We start from the raw sequence: 21,601 nt of genomic DNA, 5'->3' as shown, positions 1-21,601 counted from the left end.
TGTTCCACAGGTTATGGCCAAAAATCAACCGGAACAACAGTGAATAACAAGGTAAAACTTAGGAGTTTTGCCGCCATCCGAGACATTTGCAGTTTCAAGGATTTTTACCCAGCATGATTTGCCTGCGTATGGCGCTGCATATCGCACTACCTGTAAGTACGTATAAAATTCTCTATGACTGAGGCATCAGTCACATCGCGCGAATTACAAAGCGCGTGGACGGCGCACGCCAGCCAAGCCGACTGCCGCTACCATCATGCAAAGCAACGCCGCGGAAACGATCACACGGTAGTCCCCCGCGTTGCCGGCGGTAGTGACGGCGGCAGTGATCCAGTGCATGGGGAATACCTGGGAGACAGACTCCCACGCGCCTTCAAGCGGGGCGCTCGCCGCCTGACGCCACACCCAGCCCACCAGGCCGGTCTGCACCACGGCCAACACGCCTGCCAGCCCAAGCCCGGCGCGCGCCCCAAACACACCGGCAAACACCTGCGTCAGGCCCGCCGAGGCAAGCACGCCAAGCGCCAACGCGCCGCCGATCCCGGCCAGCGCCACTGCGCCCAGGTTGGTGCCAACGATCCACGCCAGCGCCACACCGGCTGCGGCGACAAACACGGTGCCCAGTGCCAGGACCCACGCGCGCCCGCGCCCAATAGTCGCGGCAAACCACCCGGCGGCACCTAATGCCAGACCACCGAACACGGCCAGCGCTGCCAGAAGCATCGCCGCGATCGGGGAAAACCCAACGCCAACAGCACCAGCGCCAGCATCCGCCCCCGCCACGGCTGGCGGCAGGGACGCACGCACGTCCCTCATCTTCGCGGAGGATTGTTGGGCAAGAGTGTTGATCTTCGCCGTGCCGTCGACAAGCTGGGAAATGCCCCCGGCTGCCTCCTGCACCTGGCCTTCAAGCTCAGCAAGCCCCGAAGCCAAGGACGCGGCACCGTTGGTGGCTGTATATATACCGTCGTGATACGCGTAGCCCGGTACGGCTAGTTGGTTGGCAAGGTCACGGGAGCCGTCACGAAGCTGGTTCATCTTCGCCACCGCATCCGCCGGGATCTCAGCCGTAGCCGCCTGGTGTCGAAGCTCCTGCAACGACTCACGCGAGGCCACCACGTCCGGGTCTTTGCTGTCCTTTGTGGCCTCCAAATTACGGTCAATCGCCGCAACCACCTGGCCCCGCACCGCCTCAAAGCCGGCGACCTGGGCCACAATCTCGCCGACGGAATCAGCCAGCTGCGTCGCGCCCGCACCAAGCTGGCCAGTGCCCGCCTGCAGCTGCACCATGCCGTTGGAGAGCTCCTGGGCGCCGCCGCGAGCCTGCGCAATGGCGTCTACAAGCAACCCCTTGCCCTCATCCAACTCCCCCACACCATTGACCAACTGGCCGGTGCCCGTGGTGAGCAGACTCAACTGGGACGCTGCATCAGACGCTGCCCTGCGCGTATCAGCCAGCGGGTCAGTGGTTTGAGCACTTTGGTCCGAGGGGTCTGCCTGGCTCACCCACGTGGACGCAGGCTGCATCGGCAACAACACCGCCGCGAGAAAAACCAGCGGAACTATACCCAGACGCCACTTCATGGCACAGTATTTAACTAAAGCTACTGCCAATTTACGTGGAGGCGCACCGTCGTGGCAGCAGTTGCTACGCTGGTATTCGCGTTTTTATCAGCCAGCCCCTACAACCTAGAAATATTCACCATGACTCTTCCACTCGTGCTAGCACTCGTGGCGGCTGCGGTGATCCTGTCTCCAATCTTGGTGCGCGTGATGGACCGCGCGGCCGGATACCCAATCGCCGCCCTGCTGTTTGCGGCTGCGATTGCGCTGGGATCTCACTTAAGCGACGTCGCTGCGGGCACACCACTGACCTGGGGCTTTACGTGGGCCCGTGACATCTTCGGCCCGGGAACCGGCGTGGAGTTTGCCATGCGGGCAGACGGGTTGGGCATCTTCTTCGCTCTACTCGCCCTAGTCATTGGCGGTGTGGTGATGTGTTACTCAGCCGCCTACCTGCCCAAGAACGAGGGCAACACCAGCTTCTACACCATCATGACGGCCTTTACGCTGTCTGTGCTGTTGCTGGTGCTTGCAGATGATGTGGTGCTGCTGTTCATCGCCTGGGAACTGGTCTCTATCGCGTCGTTCATGCTGATCGCGCGCTCCGGCTCCTCCGGCGAGGCAGGCTCCTACCGCACGCTGATCCTGACCTTCTTCGGCGGCCTGACCCTGCTTGCAGCACTTGCCATCGCCGCGGTCAACACCGGCACCACCTCCATGCAGGAGCTTTTGCTTCACGACGTCTGGCGGGACAACCCCTCCCTCACCACCACAGTGGCGGTGCTTGTGGCTGCCTCCGCGTTTACTAAAGCGGCGCAGTTCCCTTTCCACTTCTGGCTTCCAGAAGCCATGGCGGCCGCCACTCCGGTGTCCGCATTCCTGCACGCAGCGGCTGTGGTGAAGGCTGGCGTCTACCTGCTGCTGCGTTTCTCCACCATCTTTGCGGACCAGCCGACCTGGAACGTGATCTTGACGTCTGTTGGCCTGTTCACCGCACTGATGAGTGCAACGTTTGCAATTACCAAGACGGACCTCAAGCACCTCACGGCGTACTCCACGGTGAGCCACTTGGGCTGGATTGTGGCCGCCATTGGTATTGGTACTCCGCTTGCGCTGGCTGCGGCGCTGACGCACACGCTGGCGCACGCGCTGTTCAAGTCATCGCTGTTCATGCTGATTGGTGTGGTGGACCATGAGGCCGGATCGCGTGACATGCGGCGTTTGGGCAAGTTGTACGACAAGATGCCGTTCACGTTTGCCTCCACCGTGGTGGCGGCTGCCTCTATGGCCGCTATCCCGCCACTGTTCGGCTTCATTTCTAAAGAATCCATCCTAGGCGCGTTTGAAGATTCCCGCTACGGCGCGCTCCTGCTCACCATCGGTGGCGTGGCTGCGCTGTTGACCTTTGTCTACTCCGCAAAGATTGTCTTCGGTGCGTTTGTGGACGGCCCGAAGGACATGTCCCACGTCCACGAAGCGCCGGTGCGCCTCTGGCTACCGGCCGCGCTGCCGGGCTTGATGTCTTTGGTCGTGCCGCTGCTGCTCACGCAGGTGGACGGCCCGATCTCTGCGGCCGTGACCGCGATTACCGGCGAGGAATACTACTCCCACCTGGCCCTGTGGCACGGCGTAACCGCACCACTTCTGGTTTCCACTGCCGTGCTGGTTGCCGGCGTGCTCTTTGTCATCTTTGCCCGCAAGCGAGTCTTCGCCACCGTAGAGAACAAGCAGCTGCTGCCCTTTAGCGGCAACGAGGTACTCCACGGCGTAAACGTTGGCTCCACTTCAGCCGGCCGCGCCCTGGGTGCCGTGGCTGACGGCTTCAACCCGTCGCGCCACCTCTTCCCAGTGCTGTTCCTGGTGGTTGTCTTGGGCCTGAGCACCGCACTGTTTACAGACGGTGTAGACGGCGTACCACTGGCACCCCGCGCCGAGGGCCTGGACGTGTGGTGGGACCTGATCCCGTTTGGCATCATCGCCCTGTCTGTCATCGGCATGATCACCACCCGTTCGCGCCTGGCCACCACCGTGCTGTTGGGCACCACGGGTGTGGGCATCACGCTGCAGATGCTGATGCTGGGTGCACCGGACGTGGCGCTGACCCAGCTGGTGGTGGAGTCCCTGACCGTTGTGGTGATGATGATTGTGCTGCGCTACCAGCCGCGCACCTTCCCGCGCACCCCACGCAGGCGCCAAGTCACCGCAACGGTGTTCGCGCTGCTCTCCGGCATTGTGGCCTTCCTCGGCGTGTACACGCTGCTGGGACGCCACGACCGCTCTGAGCTGGGCATGTGGTACATCACCCAAGGCGGTGAGGTGACCGGTGCGGACAACATAGTCGCAGCCATCCTGGTTGAGTTCCGTGGATTCGATACACTCGGCGAGCTTTCCGTGCTGGGTATGGCCGCCGTGGTTATCGCCGCGGTCACCCAATCCATGCCGCGCCACATGTTTGAGGCCGGCACTCGCCCGCGCCCATTCGGCCAGTCCCAGTTCAACTCCCTGCCAATGCGCAAGGCCGCCGCCATGGTGGCGCCGGTGCTCTTGGTCCTGTCCATTGTTATTTTCTTCCGCGGCCACAATGCCCCGGGCGGTGGTTTCGTTGCCGCGCTAGTGATGGCCACGGCATTTGCAATGAGCTACCTCTCCCGCGGCGCGGACGCGTACGTGGTGGGCCAGCGCACCCCGATCAAGCTTGCGGCTATTGGCATCATCGTTGCCATTTCCTCCGGCCTGCTCGGGCTTATTGAAGGCGGCTTCCTCTACGCCCTGCACGGGGAAATCGTCGGCCAGCACTTGAGCAGCTCCCTGATCTTTGACTTTGGTATTTACCTGGCCGTGCTTGGCATGGTCACCCAGGCCATCAACGCACTCGGCGGCTACCTGCGGCCGGGTACAGAGGTGCGCAACCTCGACTACACGCGCGATGAGCCGGATAACCCGCTGCCTTCCATTCCGGAGCCGGAGCAGCCGGAGAACGCCGTCGCGTCTCACCCGAAGCCGCTCAACCCGGCAGACAACCCGCTACCCGTCTCAGCGAAGGAGCTTTAAACCATGGTTATGGCACTATCCATCGCAATGCTTGTTGCGGGAGCCGTTTACCTAGTCCTGCAGCGCGGCATGGTCCGCGTGGTCTTCGGCATGTCTTTGCTCGGCCACGCAGGCAACCTGACACTGTTGGCCACCGGCGTTGGCGCTTGGCGTGGAGAGGCCTTCCCGTCTCGCACCCCCATCGAGGACATCGCCGACCCACTGCCCCAGGCGTTTGTGCTGACCGCCATTGTGATTGCAATGGCCACCACCACAATCCTGCTGATGCTGGCGTCCCTTGGCCGCGATGATGACACGTCGGACAACCCGACTGGCACCGACGCCGCATACGACAAGATGCGCCTGAGCCCCTCGGCCCTGTCTACCGCCGGCCGCCGCGCGCGCCTGAACCCCAAGAAGCTTGAAGAGGTACACAACATGGATGTCTCGGAGGTGAACCGATGACCGCAGGAGCAGTCCTTCCCATCTTCGTTGCACTTCCACTCATCGTTTCAGCCATCACCGCGCTGAGCCCGAGCAAGAAGCTTAACGACGCTCTGTCGATCCTCATCCCCGCCATCAACCTCGCCGGCGGCATCTGGCTCTACGCCTACACCTCAACGCATGGCACCATTGGCCACGTCATTGGCAAGTACCAAGGCGGCGTAGGTATCTCCTTCGGCGGCGACCAGTTCTCTGCCGTAATGCTGGTGGCAACCATGATCGTGGCGATCACCGCCAACTGGTTCGCCATCGCCGTGGGTGAAACCCAGGCACGCTACTTCACCTCCCTGACCCTTGTGCTGGTCACGGGTGTCACCGGCGCGCTTCTGACCGCGGATCTGTTCAACTTCTTCGTCATGATTGAGGTCATGCTTCTGCCGTCCTACGGCCTGATCGCCATGACCGGCACCCGCCACCGCCTGCTGTCTGCCCGCACCTTCGTGCTGGTGAACCTGGCGGCCTCTACCCTGCTGCTGGTTGGCGTGGGCTACATCTACGGTGTCGCCGGCGCGGTGAACATCGGCGCGCTGCGCGGCGCCGCCGCCGGCAACGGCCCGATCACCGTGGCCACCGGCCTAGTCATCATCGCCGTTGCCGCCAAGGCGGGCGTGTTCCCCGTCCACACCTGGCTGCCGCGCACCTACCCATCCACCTCCGCTGCGGTGATGGGCCTGTTCTCCGGCCTGCACACCAAGGTTGCGGTCTACATGCTGTTTCGCATCTGGGTAGTCATCTTTGACATGGATGAGCGCTGGAACACGCTGATCATCGTGATCATGGTGATCTCCATGCTGATCGGCGGCTTCGCCGGTCTTGCCGAGGACACCATGCGCCGCGTCCTGGCCTACCAAATGGTCAACGGCATGCCGTTCATCCTGGTCATGCTGGCGTTTACCGCAGGCGGCGGCGACGCAGCCCGCTACGCCCTGGCCGCGGGCCTGCTCTACACCGTGCACCACATGATCACCGTCGGCGCACTCGTGCTCAACGTCGGCGCAATTGAAGAGACCTACGGCACCGGCACCATCTCCAAACTCGCCGGCATTGCACGCCGCGACCCGCTGACGTCCGCCGTCTTCGTCGCCGGCGCGTTCTCCATCGTCGGCTTCCCACCATTCTCCGGCATCTTTGGCAAGGTCACCATCATGCTGGCCGCAGCCCAGCCCGGGGATTGGCGCTCTTGGGTGGTCATCACCACCATCATCGTCGCCTCCTTCGGTGCGCTTCTGTCCATGATGCGCGTGTGGAAGGAAGTGTTCTGGGGACGTCCAATGCAGAACTACCCGGAGGCGTTGAATGTGAGGTGGCGGTTCATGTTGCCGTCGGCAAGCATGATGCTCCTCTCACTGGCTATGTTCATTGGAGCCGGCCAAATGTGGGATGCCTCCACCACCGCCGTAGACAGCCTGCTGAATGTGGACGCCTACTCCACCGCCGTACTTGGCACCGACCCAGTCGGCGTACCCAACCTGGCCGAACTGCAGGGAGGTAACTAAATGCGCTACATCGCCTACGCCCTCTGGATCATCAAAGAAATCATTGTCTCCGGTATCCAAACCAGCGCCGCAGCATTCAAACCGAAAACCGGGCTCAAACCCGTAGTGATCTACTACCCACTGCGCCTGACCACAGACTGGGAACTGTTCTGGTTCTCCACCTCAATCACCGTCACCCCCGGCACCATGTCGGTGGGACTGCGGCACAGCGCGCACCCCGGCGAACCCGAAATCCTCATCGTGCAAGCCGCATTCGGCGAAGACCCGATAGACCTCATCGAAGGGTTGGCGGACATGGAAGAGCACGTCAACCCAGCCGTGAAATCCATCCCATTTGATGCGCAGGCTGTGGAATGGGAACCATACATTGACCACGGCGACACCACCCCAGAGCAAGACCTGCCGCCCGCAGAAAGGATGAGCTAGCATGCCTACCAGCACGTTTGAAGCCATCATCATGGCCTGCATCATCATCATCGCCATCTGCCTGCTGGTGGCACTCGGCGCACTGATCCTAAGCAAGGACGAACTGACCCGCGCCGTGCTCTCGGACATGGTGTTCTACGCCATGGTGGCCATCTTCCTCGTCTGGACCCTGATCACAGAAACCATGATTGGCTACGACATCGCAGTACTGGCCGCCCTTGCCTGCGGCGTGGTGCCGACGATCTCCATGGCCCGCATCATCTCAAGGGGGCGCCGCTAATGGCTATCTACGAAATCATCGTTGCCGCGCTTGTCATCGTGGCCACCATCTTCATCATCGCCGCAACCCTTCTGCAGCTGCGCGCACCCGACGCTTTGACCCGCGCCAACCTACTCGGCCCCCTGGTCACCATGGCATTTCCCATCCTGGTTGTAGCCAAACTGATCTACTCTTGGTCCACCACCGGCTTCAGCGCATGGGAACTGGCGCTTGCCATCATCGCCATCGCAGGCGTATGGATCGTCGGCTCTGTAGGCACCTTTGTCATGGGCCGTGTGCTCTACGGCGTGACCGTCAGTGACAAGCGCGAAGCTAGTGCTGGTGTTCAAACCCCGGTTAACGGCAGTGAGCAGGCCTGAGTACGACTATGTGACCAACCTCGCCCTGCAAGCAGGACGAGGTGATCGCGCTGCCCTTGAGCAGTTCATCGCCGAGACACAAGACGACGTCTGGCGGCTTCTCACCAACCTGGCCGGGCGCGAATACGCCGACGACCTAACCCAGGAAACCTACCTGCGCGTACTGAAAGCCCTGCCGCGGTTTGCAGGACGCTCCAGCGCACGCACCTGGCTTCTGTCCCTTGCCCGACGCACCTGGGTGGACTCCGTACGCCACGACATGGCACGCCCCCGCTCCGCCGAAGGCGACTACTCCGACTACTCGGTCGCCGCCGCCCTAGAACCCAGCCCCGACAACGCCACCACCTGGTCCGAAGTCATGGACGCCCGCGCCATGCTCGACGGCCTTGCGCCCGAGCGCAAAGAAGCCATCGTACTCACCCAAATCCTTGGCTACACCTACGAAGAAGCAGCCAAAATCGCCGGCGTGCGCGTTGGCACAATCCGCTCCCGCGTCGCCCGGGCACGCGCCGACCTCATCGCCGCCGGCGGCGCCGGCGCCGCGGATAACACACAGTAATTTCTGAGACGGTCTAAGATAAGAGAACTGTTTTGTTCAACTAAAACCCGTTGGGAGCGGGCTCACATGCTCAGAACCGCAACAATTATTTCTTTTGCTTTCATTGGCACCCTGGTCGGCGCAGGCTTCGCCTCCGGCCAGGAAGCACTTTTGTACTTCGCTGCATTTGGCACCCAAGGCATCTGGGGCGCCGTCTTGTCATCCGCACTGATGATCATCGCCGGCGTGACCATCCTGCAACTCGGCTCCTACTTCCAGGCCGACGAACACATGGAAGTCTTCGGCGGCATCTCATCCAAGATCATGTCCTGGGTGCTTGACATCGCCACCATTGTCACCCTGTTCTCCATCGGCTTTGTCATGTTCGCCGGTGCAGGCGCCAACCTCAACCAGCAATTCGGCATACCCGTCTGGATCGGCGCCGTCATCATGCTGGTTGCCACCCTCGGCGTGGGCATGCTCGACGTGGACAAAGTCACCGGCGCCATCGGCGCACTCACCCCAGTGCTGTTGATCATGGTCATCTTCGGCTGTGGCTGGACCCTGATCAACGCCCACCCGGACTGGGGTGCGCTCAACGCATACGTGGCACAAAACGTAGACACCACCCTGCCTAACTGGTGGATCGGTGCGCTGAACTACACCGGCCTCAACGTCATCTGCGTTGCCTCCATGGCAACCGTGATTGGCGGCAACCAGCTGGACACCCGCGCAGCCGGCCTCGGCGGCCTCTTCGGCGGCATGGGCTACCTGATCATGCTGCTTCTTTTGTCCATCTCCCTGCTGGTGAAGATTGAGACCGTCTCCGGCGAAGACATGCCGCTGCTCTCCCTGATCAATGAGGTGCACCCAACGCTTGGTCTCATCATGGCCCTGGTCATCTTCGGCATGATCTTCGCCACCTCCCTGGGCATGTTCTTCGCCCTGGGCAAGCGCCTCGCCCGCGGCCGCGAAAACCGCTTCCGCCTCATCTTCATCTCCGCCTGCCTCATCGGCTTCGTCCTGTCCTTTGTGGGCTTTAAGGAACTGGTCAGCGTTGTCTACCCGATCCTGGGCTACTTGGGCGTCCTGCTCATCGCCGTTGTCACCGTCGCGTGGCTGCGCGGCGCACCGAAGTTGCGCAAGGAAGGCGACCGACGCCGCCGCGCACTCGAACTGACGCGCCTGAAGATGGACCCGCGCGAGCGCTTTACCAAGAACGACCAGCGCGAGCTGGAGCACGTCACGTCCATGTCCGTGGTTGATGACGAGGAGCTGTCGGAAGCTCTGGAGGAGGAAGTGGCACAAGAGCTTCTTGACGACGACGACGTCGACTTCAGCCACGAAGACCGCGACTCCGACCCCGTTGTCTACGTCTCCTACACCGAGCCGGTCACTCACGAAGAGTACGAGCGCGAGCCCGATGAGCCGTGGAACGACAAATCCATCGACGAGCTCATCGCCGCCGACGCTGAGGAGGCCGCCGAGGCAGCAGCCGAAGAGGAGGAAGGCGGCCAGACGCGCCTGTAGGGCATAAACGCTAAATGCAGCTACTTACACCCGGCTACCAAGCGAAAAAATCGCTGGTAGCCGGGTGTAAGTAGCTGCAAACGTTTTACTGGGCGTCGGCGCTACTGGGCGTCGGCGCGCTTCTTCGCCAGCGACTCGCGCACCTTCACCTCTAGGTCCGCATCTACGTTGCCCCAGTAGGCGTAGACGCGCTCCTCGACGTCCTTGTTCTTGATTGCCAACATCTTGTTGGTGATGTTGTGGACGAAGCGCTCCTTCTCACCATCATCGAACACGTCGCGGTAGAGCGTACGGGCCTGGACGAAGTCATCATCCTCAGCATGCTTCACGTACGCCGCGCGCACCAGGTCGGTGCCGTGCGGGTCCGGGTTGACGTAGAGGTTCTCCGCCTGGCCGTAGTCGGTGAAGTTGGAGGAGGAATCCTCGCCATTGTCCAGGTAGCCGGCGCCCTTGCCGGTGCGGTTCGGCGAGTAGTTCGGCTCGTTCTCCTCGTTGAAGAAGTACGCCATGGAACCACGCTCCGCATACGTGTTCACATCGTTGATCGGGCGGTTGACCGGCAGATCCTTGTAGTTCGTGCCGATACGGTAGCGCTGCTGGTCAGCGTACGCGAAGACGCGTGCCTGCAGCATACGGTCCGGTGACAGACCCACACCCGGAACCAGGTTCGCCGGGTCAAGCGCCAACTGCTCAATCTGGGCGTGGAAGTTCTTCGGGTTACGGTTCAACACGAAGTAGCCGACCGGGATCAGCGGGTAGTCCTTCTGGGACCAGGTCTTGGTCAGATCGAATGGGTTAAAACGGTAATCCTTCGCCTCTTCGAACGGCATGATCTGCACCTTGACGTCCCAAACAGGGAAGTCGCCGGTCTCGATGGCGTTGAACAGGTCAGCGCGCTGGAAGTCCGGATCGGTACCGGCCTTCTCGGTAGCTTCCTCGTCGGTAAAGCACTCCCAGCCCTGGCGGGTCTTGAAGTGGTACTTCACCCACACCGGGGTGCCCTCTTCATTAATCCACTGGAAGGTGTGGGAACCGAAGCCGTCCTGGTGACGCGAGGTCTTCGGGGTGCCGCGATCACCCAACAGGTAGGTCACCTGGTGCGCGGTTTCCGGGGTGCGGGTCCAGAAATCCCACTGCATCTCATCATCACGCAAGCCCGAGTTCGGCTGACGCTTCTGAGAGTGAATAAAATCAGGGAACTTCATGCCGTCACGCAGGAAGAACGTCGGCGTGTTGTTGCCCACGATGTCGTAATTGCCGTCCTCGGTGTAAAAACGCAGCGCGAAGCCGTGAACGTCACGCCAGGTGTCCGGCGAGCCAGCCTCACCAGCCACTGTGGAAAAACGAGCCGCCATCGGGGTAACAGTGCCCGGCTGGAACAGCTTCGCCTTCGTGTACTTGGACACGTCTTCCGTAATGTGCAGCTCGCCGAAGGCGCCGTGCCCCTTGGCGTGCGGGATACGCTCCGGAACGTTTTCCCTGTTGAAGTGGGCTAGTTTTTCAATCAGATGGATGTCATTGAGCACATTGGCTCCCTGACGCCCCTGGGTGATCGAAATGTTCTCCGACGCAACCGGCTGCCCACCCAGCTGGGTGGTCTGACCCTTGCCAGCGGGACGCTCGCCCCTTGCGACGATCTCTTCCGCCCTACTCTTCTCCGTCAATGCTTTTCTCCTCTACAGCGTTATCGAATGCGTGTACCCATCAACCCTATAGATTTTCCAGAGCCTGCGCCGAAGTGCAGAGCACACTTGGGGTCTGTTGGTAGAGGTTCGCATGAAAAAGCCCGCGGCAGGAATGAACTAGCCTTCGAAAATTGGACTGGTTTAATTCTAGGTGGTTAGGGTGCCTGCTTGGATTATCTCCGTGCGGGTGACGTTCTCGTTGTGGCGAGCATTGACCGGCTTGCCCGGTCGGTGGTGGATCTGCGGTGCATTGTTGATGCGGCCGTCGATTAAGGCGCGCAGGTTCGGTTTGTCAAAGAGTCGTTGGTGTTTGGAGCGGGGAGTGATCCGCGCTCTGATCTGATGCTTGGCATTCTTGGCTCGTTGGCGGAGTTCGAGCGGGAGATTATTCGAGAGCGTCAAGCAGAGGGGATCGCCGCGGCGAAAAGCGCGGCGGCTAGGTGTCCACCGATCAACGATCTACCGAGCACTAGCTGATTAGTCTTTTTGTCGCGCTCGCGATCTTCTTGGAGTGCCTGTTCCATGAAACCGAGCGTGATTTCCTCGGATGCATCTTTGATCGCTAGGGGCTCGTAGTCGGCGGCAACATGATCCCAGTGGATCTTTTCAAGTTTCGGCAGTGCGGCCCACAGCGCCATGCGGAGGTATGTTCCGCGGCTTCGCCCAGTGCGCTCCTGGCGCTGTATCTCGCCCATTTTTTAGCGTTGACCAGCTCGGTTGCTCCACCCTAGCGCTGTGCCCGTAGACAGCCACAGAGGATTTCTTGTACTCAAGCAGGCAAAGTCCGGCCACGTGCGTCGTAGAGACCGGAAAGACGAAGCAGTGAAACTGATCCGTGCCTAGGGATCCCAGCACCCGCTACGAAGGTCGCTCGCGCAGCGCCCTAACCAAGCAGATGCAACCCAAGCGTCTAGGGACGGAAGCTGATGCGGTACATGAGCGCCCAGGTATTAGTGTCCGTGAGCTCGCACCAGTAGTGGTGATCCTCGTCTCCTTCAGCTCGAACGCTGCGCCAGTACTCGCATTCTTGCTTGCTGTTGTAGAGGCTATAAACCTCCCGCCAGGCAATGTACGGGGCTGCCCCGCCTGCATTTCCTTCATTGACCACAGTTCGGGAAGTGGCGGCTGAAGCTGGTTGCATTGACAGACCGGCTAGCGCTGCTCCGGCGATAATGGTCGCGGCAATGACTGTCTTAGTTTTCTTCTTAGTTTTCTTATCCATGTGCAAATAGTGGCACAAGTCTCAATGCTGTGCAATAGTTGACACACAACACAAGTCACTGCAACAGATTGGAAACCGCGTGAACACAGAGAATTTCCACTGGCTCCTGACGAAGACTCTAGAGGGTCCCCTGAAAGAAATGGATTCCCCGCGAATGAAGAATTGGGCCGAGTCTCAGCTTGCCGGGATTGAAGCGGGAAACGAATTTGATCCCATTCAGGCGATCTATTCTTTACTTCTTCCACTGGCGGCAATCGAGCAAGATAGCCGGAAACCAACTTCTGAATAGCGGCCTTTTTCATAAATCAAAAGCGTTAATGGCGACGCTTCGCCGTGCGATGTTGGGGCACGATAATTCGTCGTGTCGGCCCTGTTGGTAGAGGCTCGCATGAAAAGCCCGCGGCCGGAACCGCGGGCTAGACCATTAGCTAGACCAATAGCTAGACCAGGAGCTCGGCGATCTGGACCGTGTTCAGCGCCGCACCCTTACGCAGGTTGTCGCCGGAGACGACGAAAATGAGGCCGCGGTTGCCGTCCACAACCTGGTCCTGGCGGATGCGCCCCACTAGGGAGACGTCCTTGCCGGTGGCCTCAAGCGGCGTCGGCACCTCAACAACCTCCACACCCGGCGCGCCCGAAAGCACCTCGGTTGCCTGCTCGGGCGTGATTGCCTCGGAAAACTCGGCGTGTACCACCATCGTGTGGCCTGTGAACACCGGGACGCGCACGCAGGTGCCCGACACCTTCAGCTCTGGCAGGCCAAGAATCTTGCGCGATTCGTTGCGGAGTTTTTGTTCTTCGTCGGTTTCGTGGGTGCCGTCGTCAAGCAGGCTGCCCGCAAGCGGCAATGCGTTGTAGGCGATCGGTGCGACGTACGGGCCGAGGTTGGCCGGCGAAAGCTGCGAACCGTCAGCGGCGAGCTCCGTGTTGCGCACGCCGATTTCTGCAACCTGGTCCGCGAGCGCCTGGACGCCAGCGACACCGGAGCCGGAAACCGCCTGGTAGGAAGCCACGCGCAAGGAAACCAAGCCGGCAGTGTCGTGCAGCGCCTTGACCACGGGCATAATCGCCATCGTGGTGCAGTTCGGGTTGGCAATGATGCCCTTCGGCAGCGCCTTGGCGTCCGCCGGGTTGACCTCGGAAACGATCAGGGGGACCTCGTCGTCCTTGCGCCATGCAGAGGAGTTGTCCACAACCTTCGCGCCGGCGGCTGCAAAGACGGGAGCCCACTCGCGCGAGGTGGTTCCGCCTGCGGAGAACAGGGCGATATCCACGTCCGCAACGGACTCTTCGGTGACCTTGGTCAGGTCTTCAACCTCAACGGGGGCGTCGCGGAACTGAAGCACCTTGCCCGCGGAACGGGGCGAGGCGAAGAAACGAACGCGGTCACATGGGAAGGAACGGTCCTCCAAGATGGAGCGCATTACCTGGCCAACCTGGCCGGTGGCGCCAACTACAGCAACGGTGGTCATAACGTGAAATCTCCTTTAGCGGCCTGTTTAGCGGCCTGTTTAGCGGCCGGTACCTGCGTAGACAATTGCGGCTTCTTCGCCGCCTAGCTCGAACTTGCTGTGGATGGCGCGTGCGGCCTCTGCCAGCTCGTCCTGGTCCACCACTGCGGTGATGCGGATTTCAGAGGTGGTGATCATGTCAATGTTGATGCCGGAGTCACGCAGCGCCTCGGTGAAGTCTGCGGTGACACCCGGGTGGGACTTCATGCCGGCGCCAACCAGGGAGACCTTGCCAATCTGGTCGTTGTAGGTGATATCGTCCCAGCCTTCGGCGTCCTTCATGGCGCCGAGCATCTCCATGGCGCGCGCACCGTCTGCCTTGGGCAGGGTGAAGGTGATGTCCGTTTTGTTGTTCTCAATGGAGGAGATGTTCTGCAGCACCATGTCAATGTTGATCTCTGCGTCTGCCAGCGCGCGGAACACCTTGGCGGCTTCCCCTGGCGTGTCCTGGATGCCCAGGATGGTGATCTTTGCCTCCGCGTTGTCGGTGGCTACACCGGTCAATACTGCTTCTTCCACAGGGATATCCTCCAATGCTCCGGCGACAAGGGTGCCGGGGTCGTTGCTGTAAGAGGAACGTACTCGCATGGGCACGTTCCAGGCGCGCGCGTATTCAACGCTGCGCAGGACCAAAATCTTCGAGCCGGACGCGGCCAGTTCCAGCATCTCTTCGAAGCAGAGCTTGTCCAGCTTGCGGGCGTCCGGGACGATGCGCGGGTCTGCGGTGTAGACGCCGTCTACGTCGGAGTAGATCTCGCATTCGTCCGCACCTAGTGCTGCCGCCAACGCTACTGCGGTAGTGTCGGAGCCGCCGCGGCCAAGGGTGGTCACGTCCTTGGTGTCACGGTTGACACCCTGGAAGCCGGCGACGATGGCAATGTTGCCTTGGTCAATGGCTTCCTTGACGCGGCCCGGCGTGACCTCAATAATGCGGGCGTTGCCGTGGCGCTCAGTGGTGATCACGCCGGCTTGGGAGCCGGTGAAGGACTGCACGGCCTCACCTTGTGCGGCAACTGCCATGGCCACAAGGGAGTTGGAGATGCGTTCACCGGCGGTGAGCAGCATGTCCATCTCGCGAGCGGGTGGGGTTGGGTTGACCTGCGCTGCCAAGTCTAGAAGTTCATCGGTGGTGTCGCCCATTGCGGAGCAGACGACAACCACGTCGTTGCCCGCGCGTTTGGTAGCCACCACACGCTGAGCCACGGCGCGAATACGCTCGGCGCTTTCTAGCGACGATCCGCCGTATTTCTGAACGATCAGGGCCATCCGTACCTCCCACGGGTCCGCGTGCATTCCGACATACAAGAATAGCGTCTCAAATCCACAGCCGGAACACCCGCATTAATATCATTCACTGTGCACAATATTTACCTGTCTGCAATCCTCGCGCTGATCTCAGCCGCGACGATGGCCGCAGGTACCGTGTGGCGCCACCGCATCATGCGCGCGGGTGTCTCCCCGCTTCGCTCGATGCGTCGGCCGGCATGGTGGGCCTCGATGGGGGTGGCATTCCTTGCATATGCCTTCCAAGCTGCGGCGTTAGCGTTCGGATCCTTGCTGGTGGTCCAGCCTGTGCTCGCCCTGTCGCTGATGCTCACCTTGCTGTTTTCGGCACGCCAGGAGCATCGCCGCATGCACCCGGAGGAGGCGTTTTGGGGTGCGTTGCTGACCATCAGCGTGGCCGGGGTTGTGCTGCTCGGCCGCCCGCTTGCCGGCACGCGCGAGCCGCTTGCCTGGGAGTGGGTCATCGTGGTCATCTCAGCGGTTGCGGTGGTTGCGGGAGCTTTCGCTTTTGCTTATCGACGCCCCACCGCAACCCAATCCCTCACCTACGGCATAAGCTGCGGCGCCCTGTTTGGCTACCAAGCCCTGTTTTCCAAAGTGGCCGTGGACGACTTTGTCACCGGCGGCATCATGGGCCTGCTCACCTCCTGGCAGCTGTGGGCGATGCTGCTGGCCGCCACGGCGGGCACGATCGTGCAGCAATACGCCTTCGCCGCAGGCAACCTGGGCACCTCGCTGCCGGCTGCGAAAGTGGTGGAGCCGATCGTGGCGTTTACACTCGGCATCTTTCTCCTTGGGGAAACGTTTCGGGTTACTTCGGGGGCGGGGTGGGCGGCAACGGGGGCGTCGATAAGCATCATGCTCATAAGCGCGGCGATGCTCACGCGTGCCAGCGTGCGGTAATCCTGGTGACATTTGTCATGTTTGATTGGTGACAAACGCCTCTACCAGCAACAACCTGCTGTGGGCAGAGTTGGAGGCATGGAAAAAGCAATCGAAGTTACAGGGCTGAAGCGCCGCTACGGCGACTTCACCGCAGTTGATGGCATCAGCCTGCACGTTGCCCCCGGCGAGGTCTACGGGCTGCTGGGAACCAACGGCGCGGGCAAAACGTCCACCTTGGAAGTGATGGAGGGCCTGGCCGAACCTAGCGAAGGCACCGTGCGAGTGCTGGGGCACGATCCGGTCAGCGGCCGTGCCAGCGTGCGCCCGTACACCGGGATCATGCTGCAATCCGGCGGCCTGCCCCAGGCACTGACCGTTGAAGAGACAGTAACTATGTGGGCGGGCACGTGCTCCGCACCGCTGCCCACTGATGAGGTGCTGCGCCGCGTCCAGCTTGAGCACCGCAGCGACGTCAAAGTCGGCTCACTCTCCGGCGGCGAGCAGCGGCGCCTCGACCTCGCATGTGCCCTGGTGGGCAACCCAACCTTGGTGTTTCTTGATGAGCCCACAACCGGCCTGGACCCCGAATCCCGCCGGCACGTGTGGGGACTGCTCAAAGCGCTCAACAACGCCGGGGTGACCATGGTGCTGACCACCCACTACCTGGAAGAAGCAGAGTTTCTTTGCCACCGCATCGCCATCATGCACCGCGGAAACATCGAGGTAGAAGGCACCCCTGCCCAACTGACGGAGACGGTGCCCTCTGCAATCTCGTTCGGGCTTGGGGGTGGCGTGCCTGCTTTGTCTGGGTTGCCTGATTTGCCGGGTACTGCCACGCATCTTGCCGACGGCCACGTAACCATCACCACCTCCCACCTCCAGCGCGACACGCTTTCAATCTTGCAGTGGGCGGACCAGCACTCGGTTGTATCGCTTTGGGTAGATGAGCCATTGCAGTAGGTAGACGGCAACCATGGGAACTCCGCAGAGCGTAGCGATTACGTAAATAATCCTGACGGTATTTGCAGAGGTTTCATATACTTCAGCTACCCCGGCACAGACCCCTGCTATGCATTTATCTTTTTGAGATCGATGCCATTTATTTTGTGGGAACATGATGCGCAACTGTACTCAAATGATGGTAATGCTACATTTCTCTGTGCTGTAGAGGTGAAGCGTGGTGTACCGTCGCCGTGGGGACAGATCAGCTGGAGCACTAAGAACGCTACGCAGGGCGTGGTTGGAGATGGCAACGGTAATGTGATTGATCAGGGGTGGATGTAAAATTTCACAAATGCAGTTAACTGCTCTGAGAAGCGATGGGGCCTCTCCATTAGAACCATCTCCGGTGGATTATGTTTTTATGTTGCTCACGTTAGCGGCTGTGGTGCTATTAGCTGTCAGCGTGATTGTATTTTTTAGGCAGCCTAACAAACGGTGGTCGGATGTTTGGATAGTGCCCTTTCTAGTGTTAATTCCTCTGATAGGACCGTTAATGTATCTGTCGCATGTACGTTCCCACAGGAAGGGCGACTAAAAAGCCCTAGACAACCGCTAAAAGGCCCAGCTACGTAAAGCTGGGCCTTTTAGCGGTTGCCTTTCTGCCGATATTTACTCAATGAGTCCTTCTCGTTGGGCTGCTTCTTTGATGGCACGGACGGTGGTGTCAGTGTTGCTGATTCGGCCGCCGTAGTGTTCGGCGAGACGCTCAACACATCTCACGTGGAAGACGCTGAGGCCCGCTGCTGAGGGACAACTTGATCATCAAGAATGTGGACGAATTAGCTAGACGGGTCACTGTCGGTCCTCCTGACTTCCTCAGCTGCATGAGCGTGACCAGGTACCGTGCAGGGGGTTGGCTCTCCTAACACATCTAGCGTGTCGAGTATTGTGAAAGCCAATGGGCGGGAGCTAGATTTCCACCACTTCCCAAAAGCTCTGCTATGGAGACACTCATGCTCGTAGCTGCAACTTCATTTTTGGGGTTAATGGATGAATTTTCAACCCATCGATGGTATAGATCAGCCACTCTTTGAGGGAGGACAATATCCTCTCCGAATTTTCCTGTTGCGCTCTCGTTAAGCAATTTCCCATTGTCAAGGTCAATCAGTAGCACTTCTTGAGTGAGTGGATCGATGCTGCCCACTGAACTCTCCGGGCCTTTCTGGGTGCACACCCACAATGCGGTCGGACTAGCGTGATTAGACTGCGGGGCCGACGGCAAGCTAATGATGCATCGGACGATCCCTTCGCCGACCATATTCCGCCGTACGCGGGCGAGCTCTGGCTCATCACTGGAAAGGGTGTCTGCAGAGAGCACAACTGCAGCCGTGCCACCTGGAACTAAATGATGGAGAGCCAACTGCAACCACGCAAAATCTGCGGGGTCGGGGATTCCTGGCCCAAATTCCCAGCGTGAGTCCAGTAGGACATACTCAAGCCCATAGTCGATAAAAGAGGAAGGAGGATAGCAGACCGCAAAATCGCACTTCAGTCCCGGATGAAGCTCTCGTCGAAACCACCATCCCCCTAGCCCCAACCCGTCATTAAGGTAATTTCCGAACAGGTCGTCTAATGGCCCCTTTCCCAAATCGATGTTGGTGCCACGGATCAGAGCTTGCTCATGTGCTTGCTGCCACCGCTTAGGATTGTTTTCCTGGCCATAAAGCCGTAAGCGTTCTCCGTGCAGGCCTACGGCTTGCTGGTGCCCGTCAAGCTCTAGTAGCAGTTGTCCTGATCTAGCGCATGGATCGTAAGCCGATCCTTGGCATGGACGAAGCAACTCCGCGATGAGGTTGCAGACATAAGCGGGTGGAGGGGGGCCTAAGAAGTCGGGCTGCAAGTATTGGGAAGACTTTTCGAGGAGGAATTGGTAGGCAGCTACAAAGGAGATTGTGGACTGGGGAGTCTCCCCGATCCTAGGATCGGATACAGCAGAGACTAAGTGGGCCACTAAGTCTGGAGAGGCCCAATCATTGTTATTTTTATCTTTTCTGGCAGTTTTAGCGCCTAGGACAGCGAGTTTCAGCGATCTAATCTTGCTGTCCTGCTCAACCGCCCTGTCATGGCTCAGTTTCTCCCATGCCAGCGGATCTGTACGCTCTAGGACGGCCCGGAGCGCGAGCAAAGTGAGGGCGCAATCTATCAGATCTGCCCCTTCTCCTTCCTTCTCAAGTTCCTCTAGGGACCGCCACAGCGCGAACAGGATTTCCCGTCCTTCAATTGCCTGCCCTTCTTCTCCCACCTGCAGCACCTCCTTTTAGCTAACCTTTTAGCTAACGAGTGGCTAACGAAGGCAGCACAGTGCAACCCTGCAGCCATCGACCAATCTATATCAGCACAGCTGACGTTTCGCTCCCGCATTGGAGCCAACTGCGACCTCAAGACGCTTTTAATTAGGGCAGATTGTTCCAATTTTGCTACCTACGTCCACGCCCGCTGTCTGAAGTTAGGACTTAGTTGACAACCCGTGCCTGGAGCAAAACCCTCTGGTGAGCCAAGCATCCGGTTAACGTTTCTGGCTAGTTGGGGGAGTCTTCTCCACCGCTTCGGAAAAATGGCCTCTTTTTCTTATTGGGGTCGGGTGTCGAGTAGTTCTGCTGGGTCGTAGTTTTCCGGCCACCCGTAGTCATACTCTGGGTCTGGGAAGGGTGGTTCGGAATAATCGGGTTCTTTTGGCAACGGCTCCGGAAGTACCGCCTTGATGAGGAAGTGAAGGCCGTATTCTTCCTCCAGTGTTTTGATTTGCGCGTCGGCTTGGTCCAGGTTGTGGTGGTGGTCAAAATCATCAAGGATTTTGTGGCCTTTGGCGTAAAACTGCGCCACAGTACTGCGACGAGCACACACTTGCTCAAGGTTGCTCTTCCATCGTGGGGCCGCCGCTTGAGTGTTGTAGTCAATCAAGCCATCCGGCATGCAGGTTTCATACGTGCCGTTGGAAAATAACCACAAGATTTCACCGGTATCAGGATCCGGGACGTAGAAGCCGCGCTTATCGGTTTTCAAATTGTGATGCTTCTGGCACAACGGAAACAAGTTACTCGGTGTGGTTTTGCCTCCCTGGTTAAACGCGATGCGGTGATCCAACTGGCATAACCGCGAAGGCATCGTACACCCCGGGAACACACAGTGGGTGTGACGGGCACAGACCACGCGTCGCATTGCTTCGGTTGGGGTGTAACTATCCGTGTGTGCCTGGAGTTCTTGTTCCATGTCGACTTCGGTGATTTTCGCTGATGCTAGGAGGTCATCGAGTGCCACGGTTGCCTCTGGGGTCAAGGCGCCTACCCCTGGGACGTAGGCTGGCCCACCAGCTTCACGACCTTTTGGTACGAACACGTGCAGGGTGGTTTTCGTTGGGGTGATCTCCCCGGACAGTAGTTTCACCATCGCATCTGCCATCGATGTTTTGTGTTCACGAGCGGTAGCCAACACATGCTCGCGTACTACCTGTGCAGTTAACGGATTCGTCGCTAACGTCACCAACGTTTTCACAGTCCCGGACTGTGCAGACTGCTCAAACGAGACTGTGTCATCAGCAGCATGTGCTTGGGCGATACGCTGCTTGCGCCGCTTCGGGTTGTAGGCGCACGTTGGGTCAATCCGTTTAATCATTTCCCGGATACGCCGGGTAATCGTTGCGGTTTGTGGGGTGAGTTGCCCAGCTCGTGTTGGGGTGAACGTGAGCGTCAACATTGCATCAAATTGACCGTAGGCTTCCTCGGCGATGTCTGGGCCGAGTTCAGCAAGAACATTGTCAATGGCACGCAGGTGCTGCAGATCCATCACACGGGTCTCGGCTTGGAGTGCCCGTAGTTTCGGCAAATGTTGCAGGCGTGCGTGCGAGAAGATCGCTTGCTCTATTTCACCTTTGCCCCAGCCGGTTGCTTGCTTGATGGCGACTACTTCCAGATCGAAATCATCAATAGCAATGCTTGTCCCAGGTGTGGCGAAGTGACCGAAGACCTCCCAGTAGCCATCGCGGAAGCGTTGGCTGACTGCGCTTAGTGGATCTTCTGGTCGCTGTGTGCGGAAGTATGGTTCGCCCACGGTCTACCCCCAGTGTTGTGTTCCCTATGTTCCCGTTGTTTTATGCCCCTAATTATACCCGCCTAAATGTTCTATGTGCAAGGGCTAAACCAGCATGTATTCCACTATTTCCACACGTACATTCACCAGCCAGACTGGCGGTTGCATTCAGTATAGCGACCGATTCCACACGCTCTTTCCGTCGATAAGAAAATGCCAAACGGGCGTTCGAACAGCATCGACGAACGGCCCCACTGCGA

20 protein-coding genes and 1 pseudogene are annotated in these 21,601 nt (G+C 59.6%); 12 read left to right on the top strand and 9 right to left on the bottom strand.

Going from position 1 to position 21,601, the window contains the following annotated elements:
* Positions 1–204: 204 nt before the first annotated feature.
* Complete coding sequence (locus I6I71_RS03760) at positions 205–1,584, bottom strand: hypothetical protein (protein ID WP_201822347.1); 1,380 nt, start codon at positions 1,582–1,584, stop codon at positions 205–207.
* A gap of 120 nt (positions 1,585–1,704) precedes the next feature.
* Between I6I71_RS03760 and I6I71_RS03755 the strand changes: the two genes are divergently transcribed.
* From I6I71_RS03755 to I6I71_RS03720, 8 genes are all read left to right on the top strand, one after another.
* Positions 1,705–4,614, top strand: a complete 2,910-nt coding sequence (locus I6I71_RS03755; RefSeq protein ID WP_201822344.1) for a DUF4040 family protein — start codon at positions 1,705–1,707, stop codon at positions 4,612–4,614.
* 3 nt (positions 4,615–4,617) lie between these two features.
* Entirely contained in the window at positions 4,618–5,058 is a 441-nt protein-coding gene (locus I6I71_RS03750; RefSeq protein WP_201822342.1) for a cation:proton antiporter subunit C, read from the top strand.
* Positions 5,055–6,593, top strand: a complete 1,539-nt coding sequence (locus I6I71_RS03745) for a monovalent cation/H+ antiporter subunit D family protein (RefSeq protein WP_201822340.1) — start codon at positions 5,055–5,057, stop codon at positions 6,591–6,593. Before I6I71_RS03750 ends, I6I71_RS03745 begins: the two co-directional genes overlap by 4 nt.
* On the top strand, positions 6,594–7,019 hold the full coding sequence (locus tag I6I71_RS03740) for a monovalent cation/H+ antiporter subunit E (RefSeq protein ID WP_201822338.1): 426 nt from the start codon (positions 6,594–6,596) through the stop codon (positions 7,017–7,019).
* A 1-nt stretch (position 7,020) separates the two neighbouring features.
* Complete coding sequence (locus tag I6I71_RS03735) at positions 7,021–7,299, top strand: cation:proton antiporter (protein WP_052205563.1); 279 nt, start codon at positions 7,021–7,023, stop codon at positions 7,297–7,299.
* Positions 7,299–7,658 (top strand): Na+/H+ antiporter subunit G, encoded by a 360-nt coding sequence (locus I6I71_RS03730; protein WP_201822336.1) that lies wholly within the window; start codon positions 7,299–7,301, stop codon positions 7,656–7,658. Before I6I71_RS03735 ends, I6I71_RS03730 begins: the two co-directional genes overlap by 1 nt.
* On the top strand, positions 7,645–8,217 hold the full coding sequence (locus I6I71_RS03725) for an RNA polymerase sigma factor (RefSeq protein ID WP_201822334.1): 573 nt from the start codon (positions 7,645–7,647) through the stop codon (positions 8,215–8,217). Before I6I71_RS03730 ends, I6I71_RS03725 begins: the two co-directional genes overlap by 14 nt.
* A gap of 66 nt (positions 8,218–8,283) precedes the next feature.
* A complete protein-coding gene (locus I6I71_RS03720) occupies positions 8,284–9,726 on the top strand; it encodes a YkvI family membrane protein (RefSeq protein WP_201822332.1) in 1,443 nt (480 codons plus the stop codon).
* 101 nt (positions 9,727–9,827) lie between these two features.
* Here the strand turns inward: I6I71_RS03720 and I6I71_RS03715 are convergent, their stop codons facing one another.
* Positions 9,828–11,363, bottom strand: coding sequence for a catalase (locus I6I71_RS03715; RefSeq protein WP_236587432.1), 1,536 nt, complete (start codon positions 11,361–11,363; stop codon positions 9,828–9,830).
* A 249-nt stretch (positions 11,364–11,612) separates the two neighbouring features.
* Between I6I71_RS03715 and I6I71_RS03710 the strand changes: the two are divergent.
* Positions 11,613–11,888: pseudogene (locus tag I6I71_RS03710) on the top strand (recombinase family protein).
* Here the strand turns inward: I6I71_RS03710 and I6I71_RS03705 are convergent.
* On the bottom strand, positions 11,810–12,049 hold the full coding sequence (locus tag I6I71_RS03705; RefSeq protein ID WP_201823741.1) for a hypothetical protein: 240 nt from the start codon (positions 12,047–12,049) through the stop codon (positions 11,810–11,812). The pseudogene I6I71_RS03710 and the gene I6I71_RS03705 overlap by 79 nt on opposite strands.
* A 272-nt stretch (positions 12,050–12,321) precedes the next feature.
* Positions 12,322–12,633, bottom strand: a complete 312-nt coding sequence (locus I6I71_RS03700; protein ID WP_052205569.1) for a hypothetical protein — start codon at positions 12,631–12,633, stop codon at positions 12,322–12,324.
* Positions 12,634–12,712: 79 nt separating this feature from the next.
* Between I6I71_RS03700 and I6I71_RS03695 the strand changes: the two genes are divergently transcribed.
* Positions 12,713–12,922, top strand: coding sequence for a hypothetical protein (locus I6I71_RS03695; RefSeq protein ID WP_052205570.1), 210 nt, complete (start codon positions 12,713–12,715; stop codon positions 12,920–12,922).
* A 151-nt stretch (positions 12,923–13,073) separates the two neighbouring features.
* On the opposite strand, the gene I6I71_RS03690 is transcribed toward I6I71_RS03695, so the two are convergent.
* Together I6I71_RS03690 and I6I71_RS03685 are read right to left on the bottom strand one after the other, a co-directional pair.
* Positions 13,074–14,105, bottom strand: a complete 1,032-nt coding sequence (locus I6I71_RS03690) for an aspartate-semialdehyde dehydrogenase (RefSeq protein ID WP_201822328.1) — start codon at positions 14,103–14,105, stop codon at positions 13,074–13,076.
* A 39-nt stretch (positions 14,106–14,144) separates the two neighbouring features.
* Positions 14,145–15,410 carry an aspartate kinase gene (locus tag I6I71_RS03685; protein ID WP_201822320.1) on the bottom strand — a complete coding sequence of 422 codons (1,266 nt, stop codon included), beginning with the start codon at positions 15,408–15,410 and terminating at the stop codon, positions 14,145–14,147.
* 90 nt (positions 15,411–15,500) lie between these two features.
* Between I6I71_RS03685 and I6I71_RS03680 the strand changes: the two genes are divergently transcribed.
* Both I6I71_RS03680 and I6I71_RS03675 read left to right on the top strand, forming a co-directional pair.
* Positions 15,501–16,331, top strand: a complete 831-nt coding sequence (locus I6I71_RS03680) for a DMT family transporter (RefSeq protein WP_201822318.1) — start codon at positions 15,501–15,503, stop codon at positions 16,329–16,331.
* Between the two features lie 78 nt (positions 16,332–16,409).
* The gene (locus tag I6I71_RS03675; protein WP_201822316.1) at positions 16,410–17,273 is read left to right on the top strand and encodes an ABC transporter ATP-binding protein; all 864 of its coding nucleotides are present in this window, start codon (positions 16,410–16,412) and stop codon (positions 17,271–17,273) included.
* On the opposite strand, the gene I6I71_RS03670 is transcribed toward I6I71_RS03675, so the two are convergent.
* The 3 genes from I6I71_RS03670 to I6I71_RS03660 form a co-directional block, all read right to left on the bottom strand.
* Positions 17,208–17,429: a PspC domain-containing protein gene (locus I6I71_RS03670; RefSeq protein WP_083278895.1), complete on the bottom strand. Its 222-nt coding sequence runs from the start codon at positions 17,427–17,429 to the stop codon at positions 17,208–17,210. The two genes, I6I71_RS03675 and I6I71_RS03670, sit on opposite strands and share 66 nt — an antisense overlap.
* A gap of 757 nt (positions 17,430–18,186) precedes the next feature.
* The gene (locus tag I6I71_RS03665) at positions 18,187–19,557 is read right to left on the bottom strand and encodes an N-6 DNA methylase (RefSeq protein WP_201822314.1); all 1,371 of its coding nucleotides are present in this window, start codon (positions 19,555–19,557) and stop codon (positions 18,187–18,189) included.
* A gap of 326 nt (positions 19,558–19,883) precedes the next feature.
* Positions 19,884–21,362 (bottom strand): HNH endonuclease signature motif containing protein, encoded by a 1,479-nt coding sequence (locus I6I71_RS03660; RefSeq protein WP_201822304.1) that lies wholly within the window; start codon positions 21,360–21,362, stop codon positions 19,884–19,886.
* Between the last annotated feature and the right edge of the window lie 239 nt (positions 21,363–21,601).

The sequence above is a fragment of the Corynebacterium riegelii genome, from assembly GCF_016728505.1.
Taxonomy (GTDB): domain Bacteria; phylum Actinomycetota; class Actinomycetes; order Mycobacteriales; family Mycobacteriaceae; genus Corynebacterium; species Corynebacterium riegelii.
The sequence above is the reverse complement of the archived record's forward strand: the minus strand, read 5'-3'. Positions and strand labels throughout refer to the sequence as shown.

Bases quoted from the DNA above. Each gene is read 5' to 3' on its own strand.
- I6I71_RS03760 (WP_201822347.1), bottom strand. From the start codon at position 1,584: ATGAAGTGGCGTCTGGGTATAGTTCCGCTGGTTTTTCTCGCGGCGGTG.
- I6I71_RS03755 (WP_201822344.1), top strand. From the start codon at position 1,705: ATGACTCTTCCACTCGTGCTAGCACTCGTGGCGGCTGCGGTGATCCTG.
- I6I71_RS03750 (WP_201822342.1), top strand. From the start codon at position 4,618: ATGGTTATGGCACTATCCATCGCAATGCTTGTTGCGGGAGCCGTTTAC.
- I6I71_RS03745 (WP_201822340.1), top strand. From the start codon at position 5,055: ATGACCGCAGGAGCAGTCCTTCCCATCTTCGTTGCACTTCCACTCATC.
- I6I71_RS03740 (WP_201822338.1), top strand. From the start codon at position 6,594: ATGCGCTACATCGCCTACGCCCTCTGGATCATCAAAGAAATCATTGTC.
- I6I71_RS03735 (WP_052205563.1), top strand. From the start codon at position 7,021: ATGCCTACCAGCACGTTTGAAGCCATCATCATGGCCTGCATCATCATC.
- I6I71_RS03730 (WP_201822336.1), top strand. From the start codon at position 7,299: ATGGCTATCTACGAAATCATCGTTGCCGCGCTTGTCATCGTGGCCACC.
- I6I71_RS03720 (WP_201822332.1), top strand. From the start codon at position 8,284: ATGCTCAGAACCGCAACAATTATTTCTTTTGCTTTCATTGGCACCCTG.
- I6I71_RS03705 (WP_201823741.1), bottom strand. From the start codon at position 12,049: ATGGCGCTGTGGGCCGCACTGCCGAAACTTGAAAAGATCCACTGGGAT.
- I6I71_RS03700 (WP_052205569.1), bottom strand. From the start codon at position 12,633: ATGGATAAGAAAACTAAGAAGAAAACTAAGACAGTCATTGCCGCGACC.
- I6I71_RS03690 (WP_201822328.1), bottom strand. From the start codon at position 14,105: ATGACCACCGTTGCTGTAGTTGGCGCCACCGGCCAGGTTGGCCAGGTA.
- I6I71_RS03685 (WP_201822320.1), bottom strand. From the start codon at position 15,410: ATGGCCCTGATCGTTCAGAAATACGGCGGATCGTCGCTAGAAAGCGCC.
- I6I71_RS03675 (WP_201822316.1), top strand. From the start codon at position 16,410: ATGGAAAAAGCAATCGAAGTTACAGGGCTGAAGCGCCGCTACGGCGAC.
- I6I71_RS03670 (WP_083278895.1), bottom strand. From the start codon at position 17,429: ATGTTCCCACAAAATAAATGGCATCGATCTCAAAAAGATAAATGCATA.